Raw genomic sequence first — 14797 nt, 5'->3', positions numbered from 1 at the left:
GCCGTTCAGCCGACGAGCTGGATCGACGCCAGCACCGCAAGTCCCGACACGAAGGCCAGGTGGGACGCCTCGGTCAGCTCGACCTTCAGCGTGCAGCCGCCAGGGATGACGAAATCCTCGCTATTGAGACGAATGCCGCAATCGCCGGACACCGCGTAAACCAGATGCGTGCCGGCGGCTAGTTCCCGGTCGCCGGGTTCCCTGAGAGCCACAAGCGCGATCTCCGCCGCACCGCGCCGCGCCATCAGATTGACGACCTCGACGGGGCCTGCCTCAAGTGCGGTGACGATCTCGAGCTCGCCGGCGAAGCGCACCGTCGTAAAAGGTTCACGCTCGTCGAATTCCTGTCCCGGTGCCTTCAGCACCAGGCCGCGCCCGGCGACGACCATCTGCAGGCGGTCGATGCCGGGCATGTAGGAGAAGGGGCCGGGCGCCACGATCGGCGTCGAGGCAAAGCGCCACAGCAGGCTGTTCCAATCCTTCACCGGCGCGTCGGTGCGATGCGCACCCGCGATGTCGGTGAAGATGCCGCCGCCGTTCTTCCAGGGCGAGCGGGTATAGTCTTCAGATGTCAGCAGCGTGGTTTTCATGGGGTCAAGGTCTTGGACAGCAGGTGAGCCGATGTCATTCGCGCATCATGCGCGCGATGGAATCCTCAACCCCGCTATAGGCGCAACTCGCTCTACGGACAAGGCGCACCGGCGCTGCCCCAATCCTCGATGAGCTTGCCGAGCTGTTCCGCCGAATGAGGCGGCCTTCGCTCCCGCTCCACCGTCCATGCCCAGCGCACCAGAGGCTCGGTCGTGACGTGATGAACGAGCTCGGTGATCGTCTTGCGATCGCCATTGCTGTCCGGATCCTTGAACTGCTTGCAGATCTCGGCACTCGACTTGCCGAACCACTGCATCTTGACCGGCGCGAGCTGCCACTCCGCCTCGCTCTTTGGGCTCGTGGCCCCAGGCGGACCGTGCGGCGTCAGCGAGTTTTGCTTCGAGTGGCAGGTCGTGCAGGCGAGATAGTTGATGCCGTCGTCGCCACCTTTGGCACTGATGTGCATGCCATGCGGCCGCGGCGTGGCGCCGTATTCAGGCCCGGACCACATCGGCACCCGATCGATTCCGACATGACAGTTGGCGCAGCGCGGATGCGAGAAGACCTCGTGGATCTTGCTCCAGAGCACGAGGCCGGACGCGGAATCCTCCGCCAGTGCCTGCGCGGGACCCGCAACCAGCAGGATGGCGAGCGCGTAGCGGATCATCGGCCCTCCCCTCAGACGAAGCTGATCTTTGGATGCCTGATCAGCGGCAGCTCGTACGCCCGGTTATTGGTCGCGGCGAAGATGGCGTTGGCGAGCGCGGGCGCGGCTGGAGGAACGGCCGGCTCGCCGATGCCGCGAATGTGTTCGAGCCCGGTGTTTTCCAGCGGCCTGACCTCGATCTGCGGTGCCTGATAGAAGCGCATGCCTTCATATTGGTGGTAGTTCTTCTGCATCGCCTTGCCATCATCATAAGTCAGCTCGGCATTCATGGCGTGCCCGAGCGCCCAGATCACGGCACCCTCGACCTGGTTCGTCAGATTGTCGCGATCGAGCACCGTGCCGACCTCGGCAGCGACGAAGACTCGCCTGATCGCGATGGCATCACCAACCTTCTCGACCTCGACCACTTCAGCGACCGGCACGCCGAAGGACAGCGTGAAGGCAAGGCCGCGCGCGCGGTTGGCGCCGGGATTGCTGCCCCAGTTCGACATCTCGCCGACGGCCTTGAGCACCTTGTAGGATGGCGCGTACACAGGATTGTTCGCGCACAGCCGCAGTCGCTCCTCCAGCGGATCGGCGCCCGCGGCATGAATCAGCTCATCCAAAAAGCACTCGTGCATGAAGGCGTTGCCGGACGCACCAACCGAGCGCCAGGAGCTGACCGGCACCAGCTCGGGGACGCGGTAACCCCTCACCCGGTAATTCGGAATCGCGAACGGCTGATCCCAGGCGCCTGCCACGATCGCCGCATCGGGCCCCGGGAACGGCAGGTTCAGCCGGCTGAATTGCGAGGCGTTCACCGACGGCGCGGCGATGGCGAGATCATAGGCCTCGACCTGGCGATTCTTCACCGTCCCGCTCATGCGCGCGACGGCGAGCGGACGCGGGAGGTCGTGGGTCATGTCCTCCTCGCGCGTCCATGTCATCTTGATCGGCGGCCCCTGATAGGCCATGGCGAGCTCGATGCTTTGACGCACATAATCGTCCTCGAGGCGGCGGCCGAAGCTGCCGCCGCACAGCTGCGCGTGCACGTGAATGTCGTCTTCCGGCAGCCCGGTCATCTCCCGTGCGGTCTTGACCAGGAATGCCGGAATCTGCGTCCCCGTCCAGATGTCGAGGCGGCCATCCCTGAGCTGGACCACGGCATTCATCGGCTCGAGCGGGGCATGGGCGAGATACGGCACACAGTATTCGCTCTTGATCGGTTTGCCGGCGGCGAATGCAGCATCGACGTCGCCATCGTTCCTGCCGATAATCAGGCGGCACTTCGGGACGAAGGACGCCCGCACCGCGTCGAACATCGCTGCGCTGCTGGCCGGATAGGGCGCGTCCCCCCAGTCGCATTCAATCTGCCTTGCGGCCTCGAACGCGCGCCAGGTGTTGTCGGCGATGACACCGACGCCGCCCTTGACCGGCACAATCTTCAGCACGCCTCTTGCCTTCAGGGCCTTCGAATCGTCATAGCTGCGCAGGGCGCCGCCGAGGCGCGGATTGGTGCAGACCGTGGCGTAGACCATGCCGGGCAGGCGGATGTCGATGCCGAAGGTCGCGGTGCCCGTGCACTTGGCCATCATGTCGATCCGCTGCATCGGCTTGCCGAGATAGCGCCAATCCTTCGGATCCTTCGGCACGATGCCGGACGGAACCTCGATCGTCGCCGCCGTCTCGGCGAGAGACCCGTAGCTGAGCGCGCGTCCGTCCGGCAGGATCACCGTGCCGTCCCGCGTCGCGAGCTTGGCTCTTGCAACACCGGTCTGTTTCTCGGCCGCGCGCAGCAGCACCTCGCGCGCGGTGGCGCCGGCAACACGCAGCTTGTCGCAAGCGTCGGCCACGGTCGAAGAGCCACCCGTCACTTGGAGGCCCAGGATCTTGCCGGCCCCCTGGCCAATGATCTCCGCAACGGAATTGAAATGGCCGATCACGGAGAGCGGCACGCCCTCCCTGACCACCGTGGTGTTGGCGTAGACCGAGCTCGGCGCGCCCGGATCGACCTTGATGTCGTTCCAGGCGATATCCAGCTCCTCGGCGAGGAGCGCCGCCTGCACCGAATAGGCGCCCTGGCCGAGATCGGCGCGCGGCGTGATCAGGGTGACGCCACTCTGGTCGATCCGCACATAGGGCGTCAGCATGTGCTCGCCCTTTTTTATGCCGTTCGTGAGGCGCCGGTTCACGCGGAACGGCTCGGTATAGTAGAAGCCGAACACGAGCCCGCCCGCCACGCTGGCCGCTCCGAGCAGCGCAATGCGCCGCGAGATCGTTCCCGCGCGGCTCACGACTTCTGTCCTTGCAGCCGGGCGGCAGCGGTCCTGATCGCCGCGCGGATGCGCGTGTAGGTGCCGCAACGGCACAGATTGGCCGACATCACGTGATCGACCGTAACGTCGAAATCCTTTTCGGCGAGCGGCGGATTGCCTTCGACCAGCCTGGCCTGCAGCAGCGCTGCGGCGGCCATGATCTGCCCGGGCTGGCAATAGCCGCATTGCGCCACCTGATGCTCGATCCAAGCCGCCTGCACCGCGTGAAAGGCCTGCGTTTCCAGCCCGGCGATCGTGGTGATCTCGGCGTTGTCCTTGACGTCGCCGATCCTGAGCGAGCACGACCGCACCGGCCGGCCACCGACATGCACCGTGCAGGCGCCGCACATGGCGATGCCGCAGCCATATTTCGGGCCGGTTTTGCCGAGCTCGTCACGCAGCCACCACAACAGCGGCATGTCGTCCTCGACATTCACATCATGCGGCTTTCCGTCGACCTTCAGCTGGCGCATGACCGCTCCGGAAAACAGATGGTTCTGACGAAATCAATCGCCGGCTAGCCGGCGCAGCTCAACTTCAGGCTTCAATATGCGGGCCATTATCGCGCGGGACGGACTCCCTGGCAAGACGTGGCTCGGCGGTCTTTCACGCTGAGTTCACGCAAGGCGCGAGGTCGCCGGTGCCGGGATGGAGCGCAGCGTAATCCGGGGCGGCTCGCGCGGCGGGAGCTACATCCCGCTCAAACCGCTATCGACCGCCAGCGTTTGCGCCGTGACGTAAACACTCTCGTCCGACAGGAAGAACAGCACGGCGTAGGCGATCTCCCATGCGGTCGCCTGGCGGTCGAAGGGGACGTGGCCCTTACCGCGGTTGGGACGGCCGGCGCCGGCTTCGCGGCCGTTGGGGGTGTCGACGAGACCGGGATAGACGAGGTTGGCGCGGATGCCGCGGCGCGCGCCGAGATGGGCGATGTTGCGCATCAGGCCGCCGAGCGCGGCCTTCGAGGAGTCGTAGACCGCCATCTGCGATCCCGCTTTCAGGGCTGCGATCGAGGAGATGAAGACGATGGCGCCGCCATTGTCGAATTTCGGCAGGCCTGCGCGGCAGCACAGCATCGGGCCGCGGACATTGACGTCGTAGATCCTGTTCCACTCCTCCGGGCTGACATTATCGAGCCCGGTCTTGCCGAAGGTGCCGATGTTCAGCACCATGCCGTCGAGGCCGCCCATCGCGCGGTGCGCTTCCTCGATCATCCGCGTCACGTCGGCTTCGGAGGTGACGTCGGAGGTGATGGCAAAGCCCTCGCCGCCTTCATCGGTGATGTGCTTGACGGTCTGCTGGGCGGAGGTACGGTTGAGATCGGCGACTGCGACCTTCGCGCCCTCGCGCGCGCACAAGATGCTCATGGCGCGGCCGTTGCCGATCGGATCGGTGGCCGCGTCGAACACGCGCTGGCCGCCGCCGACGATCAGGATGCGGCGCCCCTTCAGGCGTGCCCTGCCCGGCGCCTCACCTAACGACTCCGCGCTCGGCGGGCGGACATAGCGCTCCGGCTTACTCTCGGTATCGCTCATCTCAACCGCCTATTTCTTGCCGCCATCATAGACCTTCATGCCGGCCGCGGGATCGAGATCGGTTTCGGTCGCTTCGGTCAGGCGCGCCATCATCATGTAGAAGCCGAGGGCGACGATGGCTTCGACGATCTCCTGGTCGCTGAAATGTTCTCGCGCAGCGGCGAAGGTCGCGTCGGGCACGCGGACGTTCTCGACGACCTCGCGGCCGAACTTCAGCAGCGCGCGCTCGGCATCGCTCAAGCCCGCCGCGTCGTAATCGCTCCTCTCCACCGCATCGACCTGCGCTTGGGTGCAGCCGACGCCGAGCGCGATCGGCACGTGCTGACGCCATTCATAGGCGCCGCCTTCGAGCTGCGCAGCCTGGAGGATAAGGAGCTCGCGGTTGACGGCCGAGAGCTTCTGCTTGTGCAGGATCGAATTGCCGAGCCGCATCGCCGGGATCATGTTGGCCTCGGCATGGGCCATCATCCGGAAGATGTTGAGCTTGACCGGCATGCGGTCGAACGAGGCGCGGATGTCGCCGCTCGTCGTCTCAGGATCAATCAGGGGCAGCCTTGCCACGGTTCTATCCCTTTGGCTTTCGTTTCTTGTTGTCGTCGCCCCCGCCATCCGCCGCGATCAGCGACAGGAAGAAAGCGAGATAGCGGTCGATCGCCTCGATCACCTTCGGCCGCGGCGAGGGCGCCGCGCCCATCACGTAATGCTCGAGGCGGATATAGATCAGACCGGCGGCGAACAGCCGCGCGGTCTCGCGCGGATCGGTGGTCGAGATCAGGCCGGCGAGCGCAAAGCCGCGGAAGTAATCCGTCATCATGCTCTGCTCGCGCGCATAGAAATGGTCTGCGAATTTGGCGCGGATGCCGGGCACGCGGTTACGCTCGGCGGTGATCACCTTCTGGAACTGGTGCTCGCGCGGGTCGGACCATTGCTCGACGAGGTCGAGCGCAAACTGCCGGCAGAATGCTGCAGGCTGGCGCGCCAGCTGCTTGTAGCGCACTTCTTCCAGACGGCTCGCCGAGCTCGCCGGGCCGTGCTCGCTGACGATCGCTTCCAGGATCGCCGCCTTGCCGGGAAAATGATTGTAGAGGCTGCTCTCGCGGATGCCGACGCGGCGCGCGAGTTCGCGCATCGAGGCGCCGCCATAGCCGCTTTGCGCGAACAAATTCAGCGCTTCGGAGAGGATGCGCTCGCGGGTCGAGGGCGCAGCCGCTTCCGCCGCGCTGGAGGTATGGACAGCCATGACGGCTTGACTAACGAACGATCGTTCGCTAGTCAACCGTACGAACGATCGTTCGTCTCGCTAGTCTGGCGGCAGCGATCGTGGCCCGCAAGGGCAACGTTCTCGCGTTTCAACTCCGCTCCAATGAGAGGCGGAGAGCAAATTCGGGGAGACGACCCATGGCGCGCCTTGCCCGCCTTCGCTTGTCCGCGGCCTGCATCCTGTTGCCGTTGCTCGCGGCCAGCACCGCCTCTGCTCAAACCGCGAAATACGATCCCGGTGCCGACGACAAGACCATCAAGATCGGCACGACCGCGCCGCTGAGCGGCCCGGTGTCGGCCTTCGCCCAGATCGCAAAATCTGCGGAAGCCTATTTCCGCAAGGTGAACGACGAGGGCGGCGTCAACGGGCGGCGCATCCAGATGATCATCGCCGACGATGCCTACAGCCCGCCGAAGACGGTGGAGCAGACGCGCAAGCTGGTCGAGAGCGACGAGGTGCTGCTGATCTTCGGCGGTGTCGGTACGCCGACCAACAGCGCCGTGCACAAATATCTCAACGACCGCAAGGTGCCGCAGCTCTTCCTGGGCTCAGGCGCGGCGAAGTGGGACGATCCCAAGAATTTCCCCTGGACCGTCGGCTGGCAGCCGACCTATCGCGACGAGGCGATCGCCTACGCCAAATACATCAAGACGAGCCACGCCAACGCGAAGATCGGCGTGCTTTACCAGAACGACGATCTCGGCAAGGACTATCTGAAGGCGCTAGAGGAAGGGCTCGGCGGCGGCGAAGCGATTGTCGCGCGCGCGGCGTATGAGACCTCGGCGCCGACGGTGGACACACAGATCCTGCAAGTGAAGACCTCGGGCGCCGACGTGGTGCTGGTGGCGGCGACGCCGAAATTCGCGGCGCAGGCGATCCGCAAAATCGGCGAGATCGGCTGGAAGCCGACGACCATCATCTCCAACGTCTCGGCCTCGATCAGCGGCGTACTGGAGCCGGCCGGCAAGGACAATTCCACCGGCGTCATCTCCAGCCAGTATCTGAAGGACGCGACCGATCCCGCCAACAAGGACGACCCCGGCTACAAGGAATGGCTGGCGTTCATGGACAAGTACCTGCCGGACGCGAACAAGAACGACTGGCTCAACGTCTACGGCTATACCATCGCGCAGACACTGGTGACGGTGCTGAAGGCCTCCGGCAACGACCTCACCCGCGCCAATGTGATGAAGCAGGCGACGTCACTCAGGGACGTGCACCTGCCGATGCTGATCAACGGCACCGCTGTGAACAATTCGTCGGAGCACTACACGCCGATGACGAGCCTGCAGCTGATCCGGTTCGACGGCACGCGCTGGGTGCCGTTCGGCGACCTCCTGAAGAACTAAAGCATGCGGCAGGTGAAGATCGGCAGCATGCGGGTCGATCTCGTCAGCGAGATCCCTTCGCTCGCCTTCGACAAGACCTGGCTGTTCGCCAACGTCACCGACGAGGTGATCGCGGAGAACCGGAGCTGGCTCGATCACCGCTATATCGAGCCGGAGACCGGCCGCTTCATTCTCAGCCATCACTCCTACCTCGTGCGCACGCCGCGCTGGACCGCGATCGTCGATACCTGCTGTGGCAATCACAAGAAGCGGCCGCGCGTACCGGCGTGGAACAATCTGAACCAGCCTTATCTGGAGAACATGCGGGCGCTGGGTGTGAAGCCCGAACAGGTCGACTTCGTGATGTGCACGCATCTGCATGTCGATCACGTCGGCTGGAACACGCGCCTCCTCGACGGGCGCTGGGTGCCGACCTTCCCCAATGCGCGCTATCTGATGGGGCGCGAGGAGTACCGGCATTTCGAGACCGCACACAATGCCGCGCCGAGGAGTCCGGTCAACCACGGCTCGTTCGAGGATTCCGTGCTGCCGGTCGTCGCGGCGGGCCTCGCCGAGCTCGTCGAGACCGATCATCGCCTGTTCCACGACCGAGACGCCGCCTTGCGCTTCGCGCCGGCGCCCGGCCACACCGCCGGCAACATGCAGATCCATCTCAATGGCGGTCACGATCATGCGGTGATGTCGGGCGACGTGATCCATCATCCAATCCAGTGCGCCGCGCCGTGGCTGTCGAACGCCGCCGACGTCGATCCGGCCGCCGCGGTCGCGACGCGGGTGGCGCTGCTGGAGGAGCTTGCGGACACGCCAAGCTATCTGCTCACCGGCCATTTTCCGGCGCCGACCGCGGGCCGCGTTGTCAGGTACGGCGACGCCTACAGATTTCGTTTCGAGGATTAGGGGAATGCCATCATGATGCTGCGCACCGTCACGCTTTCGTTTCTCGCATTGCTGTCGATGGCGCTGCCGTCGCACGCCGAAGACCCTGCCGCTACCCCACCCGCAAGATCCGCATGTTGCTGCCTTACGCGGCCGGCGGTGGCGGCGACGTGATCGGCCGTCTGCTCGCCGACAAGATGGGCAAGACGCTCGGCCAGAGCATCTATATCGAGAACCACACCGGCGCGGCCGGCACGCTCGGCACGCAGATGGTCGCGACCTCAGCGAATGACGGCTACACCATCACCGTCGGCGGCATGACCACGCATGTGCTGGCACCCGCGATCTATCCCAAGCTGCCCTACGATTCGATCAAGGATTTTACGACCATCGGCCGCATCGGCGTCTCTGCGATCATGCTGGTGGCGACCAAGGATTTTGCCGCCAACGACATCAAGGGCCTGATTGCGCTCGCCAGGAAGGGCGAGCCGATCCAGTACGGCAGCTGGGGCATCGGCTCGACCGGGCAGTTTTGCGCGGAAATCCTGATGCAGCAGACCGGCATCAAGATGGAGCACGTGCCGTTCAACGGCATCGCCAAGCTCGCGGGCGATTTGCTCGGCGGCCACATCTCGCTGGCGACGCTCGACATGGCGACCGCGACGCCGCTGGTGAAGGACGGTTCGATCAAGGCGCTGGCTGCCTGCGGCGAGCGCTCGCCGAGCCTGCCGGACGTTGCGACCTACCAGGAGCAGGGCGTGCCGTTCGATCGCAGCCTGTCCTGGGCGATGTATGCGCCCGCGGGCCTCGCGCCGCCGATCGCCGCGAAGCTGTCGGCGGCGCTCAAGGACGCGCTCGGCGATGCCGAGGTGAAGGAAAAGCTTTTGGGGCTCGGCATCACGCCGCAATTCGTCCCGGGCGACGAGCAGCGCGACATCAACACCCGCGACATCGCGGCCTGGAAGCAGGTTGCCAAGGACGCCGGCATCGAGGTGAAGTGAGCAGGTTGAGAACAGGAGCGCGGGCATGAGCCGCATCTTCGGCGCGGCGCGCCAGAACGGATATGTGGTGCGGGACATCCAGGCCGCGATGAAGCACTGGATTGAGGTCATGGGCGTCGGTCCCTGGTACTACATGGACCGCGTCAAGACCGACTGGTTCCGTCATCGCGGACAGGACTCCGCGGTCGAGATGAGCATTGCGCTGGCGAACTCAGGTGATCTCCAGATCGAGCTGATCCAGCAGCGTAACGACGCGCCCTCGCTGTACAAGGAGTTCCTCGACGCCGGCCACGAGGGGCTGCAGCACATGTCCTACTGGAGCCATGACTATCAGGCGCTCCACGATAAGGCGATCGGGCTTGGCTACAGGATCGGCCATGAGGGTCAGATCGGCGGCGACAAGGGACGCTTTGCCTATTTCGACACACAGGCGCATCCGGGAACGATCATCGAGATCTCCGACATCAGCGGCACCAAGGGGCCGTTCTTCGAAAAGGTCCGGCAGGCGGCGGCAAACTGGGACGGCACGCGGCCGATCCGCGAAGTCGTCACGAAGTCCTAGAAGCGCGTGTCGGCAGGATTTACCGGCTGGCACGGCAGGCATTAAACCGTGCTAGCATTGACCTCGCGTCCGAACCTTCAGCGAGGCAAGCATGTCCAGCACTGACAAGGTTTTCGCCGGCTCGATCCCAAAAATCTACGACGAATATCTGGTCCCGATGATCTTCTCCGTTTACGCGGAAGACATCGCAAGGCGCATCGCGGCGCGCTCGCCTTCCGTGCTGCTCGAGATCGCGGCCGGCACCGGCGCAGTGACGCGCGCGGTGGCGGCGGCATTGCCGCACGGCGTCCGTTATGTCGCGACCGATCTCAACGAGCCGATGCTCACGGTCGCGGCGCAGCGGCAAGGCGACGATGACCGCATCACCTGGCGCCAGGCGGACGGCATGGCGCTGCCCTTTGGCGACGCCGAATTCGACGTGGTCTGCTGCCAGTTCGGCGCCATGTTCTTTCCGGACCGCGTCAAGGCCTACGGCGAAGTGAAGCGTGTCCTGAAGAGCGACGGCACATTCGTGTTCAACGTCTGGGACCGCATCGAGGACAATGTGCTCAGCGACGAAGCAACGATCGCGCTCGCCAGGATGTTTCCCGATGATCCGCCCCGTTTCATGAGCCGGACGCCGCACGGCTATCATGACAAGGCGCTGATCAGATTCGACCTCGAGCGTGCCGGCTTCCGCGATATCTCGATCGAAACGCGAACTGAAATCAGCCATGCACCGTCGGCGGACTATGTCGCGATCGCGCTCTGCCAGGGCACGCCGCTGCGCAGCGAGATCGAGGCCAGGGATGCCAGCAAGCTTCAGGCCGCGACGGATCTCGTTGCCGAGGAACTTCGGTCGCGCCACGGCTCCGGCGCAATCGACGGCAAGATCCAGGCGATCGTGATCGAAGCGCGGCCGTAGCCGCGGACGGTCAGCGCAGGTTCGCGCGAAGCTCGCGCACGCCGCGTCCGAGACGTTCCCGCAAGAGTGTTCGGAGCGTCGCGCCGTCCTCATAGCCGACCTCGGCGGCGATCGCATCGACGTCGAGACCGCTGCCATGCAGCAGCGACTGTGCGCGCTCGACCCTGAGGTCCTGGAAGTAGGACAGCGGAGACTTGCCGAGCACCGCCTCGCAGCGGCGCTGCAAGGTTCGCGCGCTGGTCGCGAGCGCGCTGGCGGCCTCCTGCAACGAAAACCCCTGCTTCAAATGCCCACGCGCCCAGCGTTCGAAACGCTGGATGAGCGGATCGGCCTGCGCGAGATGATTGGGAATGATGAACGGCGCCTGCAAAGAGCGCAGGTCGGCCAGCAAGTAGCGCGACACGACGCCGGCAAGCTCGGGGCTGGCCTGACGTATGAACCACAATGCGAGATCGAGATATCCCATGGCGGCGCCCGCCGTGACGACGCGATCCGATGTCACCAGCATGCGTTTCTCATCGAGCCTGACATTCGGGTAACGCTGACGGAACAGCGGTGACAGCCACCACGTGGTCGTCGCTCCCTGTCCATCGAGCAGCCCCGCCTCGGCAAGAACGAACGTCCCGATGCAGGATGCAGCGATGCGCGCACCATTGGCGTACCAGGACTGAAGCTGCCCCACCGCCTGCCTGACGTCGCGACGGCCGAGCGCCGGAATCAATTGTTCCGGCCGGCTCGTATTCAACGCCGGCACGATGACCCAGTCCGGCTTCAGGTCGGGCGTCACGGATTTGACCGGGAGCGCAAAGCCCTGCCCGGAGCGGACCTTCCTCCGCACGCCAACGATCGACACGTCAAAATGGGGTGCGCCGCCCGCCTGGGCGGCTGCGAAGTTGTTGGCGATCGTGAATGCATCGAGCGTCACGGTCAGCCCGGTGTCCCAAAATCCCTCGAGGGCGAGCAACGCGATGCGCATGGCGGAAATGCTCTCAAAGTTGTCGTTTACGACAATACCGCTCGTGCGGAGGGCGGCCTAGCCTACTCCCCATCGGCGCTCGGTCCGAGGCCCACACCGCGAACGAGAGATAGTCGTAGCGATCTGAGAAAACAACGCTTTTGCGGATGATCGACGCGATTATCGATGGCGCAAATGCCTCCAAAGTTGGCGCTTTCGCCCCTCTCTGCAGGGCCTTCGGACCGGACGCCGTCCTTTGACGAACACCATCCAAAAGGAGAGCCCCATGAAAGTCATCGCCATCGGCAACATCACCAAAGCGCCGACGCCGGAGCAGCGGCAGCAGATCATGCCGCGGGAAGTCCCGGCTACGCTCAAGCTGTATCTCGACGGGAAGATCGAGCAGTTCTGGTTTCGCCAGGACAAGCCCGGCGTGGTCTTCCTGATGAACGCCGAGTCCGTCGAACAGGCTAAGGCGACCGTGGACGCACTGCCGCTCGTGACTGACGGCTTCTGCACCTACGAGCTGATGCCGGTCGGCCCGCTCGCGCCGCTGGGTCTTCTGATCCAAGGCAAGTGAATCAAGGCAAGTGACAATGCGCTGGACCTGCGCCTGAAGTTCGAGCCTGCATCGCCGCCGCGCGCCGGCGGCGATGCAGCACGACGCAGCCTATGTAGTTGAACAGCGTAAACCTCAGGGCAAGGAGAACTCGAATGAAACCTACACTCGCTGCCGCCTTGGTGACTTTCGTCCTCTGCCTGGTGTCCGCGGTCCCGGGACGCGCGCAGTCACCCACGCCGCCGACGCCAACCACCCGAATTCTCGCGATCGGCACGATCAGCCCCGGCGCCGACGCCGCCGCCGCGCGCGCCATCCTGCCGAAGGAAGTGCGGGAGACGGTGAAGCTCTATCTCGAGGGCAAGATCGACCAGTGGTACTCGCTGCAGGATCGCGTCGGCGTCGCGTTCATCCTGAACGTCACGGATGTCGCGGCGGCTCACGACATGCTCGAAAAGCTGCCCTTGGGCGAAGCGCATCTCATGCGGTTCGAGCTGATCCCGCTTGGCCCGCTCAATCCGCTTCGACAGCTGCAGGGCATGTCGACGGGGTCACCCTGAAGCGCGATGAGATTTGGATGAATCATCATCGCGCTTTCAGTTGTTGTTTACGCATGATCTTTCCGAAAAACCGCTTCGCACTTTTCCGGATCATGCTTTAGAGCGCTCTCCTACCAGAAGCTCCGCGGCATCGGCTGCGCCGGCTGATAATATTGGTACTGGCCGCGGCGACGCGGATTGACGGGCTGCTGCGGGTTCGGCTGCTGGAAGAAGAAGCCAAAGCCGTTGCCGCCATTGTCCCAGTAGCCGTCATCGCTGGCAACGGCCATCGGCGGCGCGGTCGGCTTGCGGGTGATGAAGCCGCCCTGCGGATGGTTGCTCAGCACCGCGACGAACTCGGTGCGGTAGTTGGTCTCGCTGCTCAGCGGCTCGTCCGAGATGATGATCGACGAGCGCGGCAAGGCAGTCGGCCCGATGCGATCCCACACTTCCTGCGGGATGGTGATGCGGTCGAGCGCGCTCCTGGCATTGTCGCCGTCGTCGATCGTGACCATGCTCCAGCGCAGGCCGGTGTCGTTCTTCGCCATCGCCGTGAAGATGTGCGTGCCGAGCGGCTGGTCCGGATTACGGATCGTGACGGGGACCTCGATGCTGGTGTCGAACACCTCGCCGCCGCCGTCCGGCGCCGGCTTGTGCGTGTTCCGCCGCACATAGAGTTTCTGCGTCGAGCGGCTGATGTAGACCGAGACCGGCTCGAGCGCGAGCTTTGCGTCCAGTGCCGCCTTCACGGCATCGGCCTTCCTGGTCGCCGCAACCTTCGCGGCTTCCTTGGTGGCGGCGACGGCATCGCGCTTCGGCTGCGCCGCGGCCTTGGCGGCATCGAGCTGGGTTGCCGCGTCCGCCGCCTTGGCGGCCGCCTTCTGCTTCAGCTCCTCGGCCTTTGCCTTGGCCTGGTCGGTCTTGGCATTCGCAAGCAGCTTGTCGGCATAGGCGTTCTCGGCATCAGTGCGGGTCTTCTGCTGCTCCAGCTTGCGCAGCGTCGCCGGAAGCGATTGCGCCTCTTTCGCCGCCGCAGCCGCTGCCTTCTTGGTCTCGTCAGCAGCACGCGTCGCCTCCTCGGCTTCAGCCGAGAGCTTGCCGATACGGCCAGGGGCCGCCGCGATGGCCTCCGGCTTCGGGACGAACAGCGAGGGATGGGAGAAATCGACCGGGGCCGCATCGTTCGGCGAGATGATCACCCGCATTCCGATGTTGGTCTTGTCGAACAGGCCCTCGGCGAAGTTGAACGGCATGCGCACGCAGCCGTGCGAGGCGGCATAGCCGGGCAGCGGCCCGCCATGCAGCGCGATGCCGTTCCAGGTGATGCGCTGCATGTTCGGCATCCAGGCATCGTCATACATGGTCGAGTGATGGTCCTTGTCCTTCTCGATGATGGCGAAGACGCCGGCCGGCGTCTCCCGTCCGGTGGTACCGGTCGACACGGGAGCACGCAGGATCCAGCCGTCGGCATCGTAGAAGATGACCTGCTGGCTCTTGATCGACACGATCGCCATGATCGGCTCGCCGGCCTCGCGCGGCGCCACCGCCTCGGCCGCCTGGCGGGCCTGCTTGGCCGCTTCGGCGCTGGCGGTCAGCCCGGTCAGGGCGGCGATCGTCGCGAGCGCAACAAGTCCGGAGGTCCGCCAACGCCGCGTCGCCATCGTGGATTGCGCCGTCGTCATCAGGTCTTTCATGCCATACCCC

General features: G+C 64.9%; 16 protein-coding genes. 7 read left to right on the top strand and 9 right to left on the bottom strand.

Going from position 1 to position 14797, the window contains the following annotated elements; translation table 11 throughout:
* Positions 1-5: 5 nt before the first annotated feature.
* From AAFG16_RS07565 to AAFG16_RS07535, 7 genes are all read right to left on the bottom strand, one after another.
* Positions 6-590, bottom strand: coding sequence for a HutD family protein (locus AAFG16_RS07565; protein ID WP_342738410.1), 585 nt, complete (start codon positions 588-590; stop codon positions 6-8).
* Between the two features lie 92 nt (positions 591-682).
* Positions 683-1258 carry a hypothetical protein gene (locus AAFG16_RS07560; protein ID WP_342738408.1) on the bottom strand — a complete coding sequence of 192 codons (576 nt, stop codon included), beginning with the start codon at positions 1256-1258 and terminating at the stop codon, positions 683-685.
* A gap of 11 nt (positions 1259-1269) precedes the next feature.
* Positions 1270-3531, bottom strand: a complete 2262-nt coding sequence (locus AAFG16_RS07555) for a molybdopterin cofactor-binding domain-containing protein (RefSeq protein WP_342738406.1) — start codon at positions 3529-3531, stop codon at positions 1270-1272.
* Positions 3528-4025, bottom strand: a complete 498-nt coding sequence (locus AAFG16_RS07550; RefSeq protein ID WP_283084243.1) for a (2Fe-2S)-binding protein — start codon at positions 4023-4025, stop codon at positions 3528-3530. The genes AAFG16_RS07555 and AAFG16_RS07550 overlap by 4 nt, the downstream gene beginning before the upstream one ends.
* A 216-nt stretch (positions 4026-4241) precedes the next feature.
* The gene (locus AAFG16_RS07545) at positions 4242-5087 is read right to left on the bottom strand and encodes an SDR family oxidoreductase (protein WP_342738404.1); all 846 of its coding nucleotides are present in this window, start codon (positions 5085-5087) and stop codon (positions 4242-4244) included.
* 9 nt (positions 5088-5096) lie between these two features.
* Positions 5097-5648: a carboxymuconolactone decarboxylase family protein gene (locus AAFG16_RS07540; RefSeq protein WP_342738402.1), complete on the bottom strand. Its 552-nt coding sequence runs from the start codon at positions 5646-5648 to the stop codon at positions 5097-5099.
* A gap of 4 nt (positions 5649-5652) precedes the next feature.
* The gene (locus AAFG16_RS07535; protein WP_342738400.1) at positions 5653-6327 is read right to left on the bottom strand and encodes a TetR/AcrR family transcriptional regulator; all 675 of its coding nucleotides are present in this window, start codon (positions 6325-6327) and stop codon (positions 5653-5655) included.
* A gap of 158 nt (positions 6328-6485) precedes the next feature.
* Here AAFG16_RS07535 and AAFG16_RS07530 point away from each other — a divergent pair, with 158 nt between their 5' ends.
* The 5 genes from AAFG16_RS07530 (at position 6486) to AAFG16_RS07510 (ending at position 11040) form a co-directional block, all read left to right on the top strand.
* Positions 6486-7697, top strand: coding sequence for an ABC transporter substrate-binding protein (locus AAFG16_RS07530; protein ID WP_342738398.1), 1212 nt, complete (start codon positions 6486-6488; stop codon positions 7695-7697).
* A gap of 3 nt (positions 7698-7700) precedes the next feature.
* A complete protein-coding gene (locus tag AAFG16_RS07525; protein WP_342738397.1) occupies positions 7701-8594 on the top strand; it encodes an MBL fold metallo-hydrolase in 894 nt (297 codons plus the stop codon).
* Between the two features lie 113 nt (positions 8595-8707).
* Positions 8708-9574, top strand: a complete 867-nt coding sequence (locus AAFG16_RS07520) for a tripartite tricarboxylate transporter substrate binding protein (protein ID WP_342738396.1) — start codon at positions 8708-8710, stop codon at positions 9572-9574.
* A 25-nt stretch (positions 9575-9599) separates the two neighbouring features.
* Positions 9600-10136: a VOC family protein gene (locus AAFG16_RS07515; protein WP_342738395.1), complete on the top strand. Its 537-nt coding sequence runs from the start codon at positions 9600-9602 to the stop codon at positions 10134-10136.
* Positions 10137-10227: 91 nt separating this feature from the next.
* Positions 10228-11040, top strand: a complete 813-nt coding sequence (locus AAFG16_RS07510; RefSeq protein ID WP_283084235.1) for a class I SAM-dependent methyltransferase — start codon at positions 10228-10230, stop codon at positions 11038-11040.
* A gap of 10 nt (positions 11041-11050) precedes the next feature.
* Here AAFG16_RS07510 and AAFG16_RS07505 read toward each other — a convergent pair whose 3' ends face one another.
* A complete protein-coding gene (locus tag AAFG16_RS07505; RefSeq protein WP_342738393.1) occupies positions 11051-12016 on the bottom strand; it encodes a helix-turn-helix domain-containing protein in 966 nt (321 codons plus the stop codon).
* Between the two features lie 265 nt (positions 12017-12281).
* Between AAFG16_RS07505 and AAFG16_RS07500 the strand changes: the two genes are divergently transcribed.
* On the top strand, positions 12282-12575 hold the full coding sequence (locus AAFG16_RS07500) for a hypothetical protein (protein WP_283084233.1): 294 nt from the start codon (positions 12282-12284) through the stop codon (positions 12573-12575).
* Positions 12576-12709: 134 nt separating this feature from the next.
* The gene (locus AAFG16_RS07495) at positions 12710-13114 is read left to right on the top strand and encodes a hypothetical protein (protein ID WP_283084232.1); all 405 of its coding nucleotides are present in this window, start codon (positions 12710-12712) and stop codon (positions 13112-13114) included.
* A 110-nt stretch (positions 13115-13224) separates the two neighbouring features.
* Here the strand turns inward: AAFG16_RS07495 and AAFG16_RS07490 are convergent, their stop codons facing one another.
* Entirely contained in the window at positions 13225-14787 is a 1563-nt protein-coding gene (locus AAFG16_RS07490) for a L,D-transpeptidase (RefSeq protein ID WP_283084231.1), read from the bottom strand.
* Positions 14788-14797 lie beyond the last annotated feature (10 nt).

The sequence above is a fragment of the Bradyrhizobium sp. B117 genome (assembly GCF_038969555.1).
In the GTDB taxonomy this organism is placed as follows: domain Bacteria; phylum Pseudomonadota; class Alphaproteobacteria; order Rhizobiales; family Xanthobacteraceae; genus Bradyrhizobium.
Note: the sequence above shows the minus strand (reverse complement) of the source record. Positions and strands in the feature narration are given on the sequence as shown.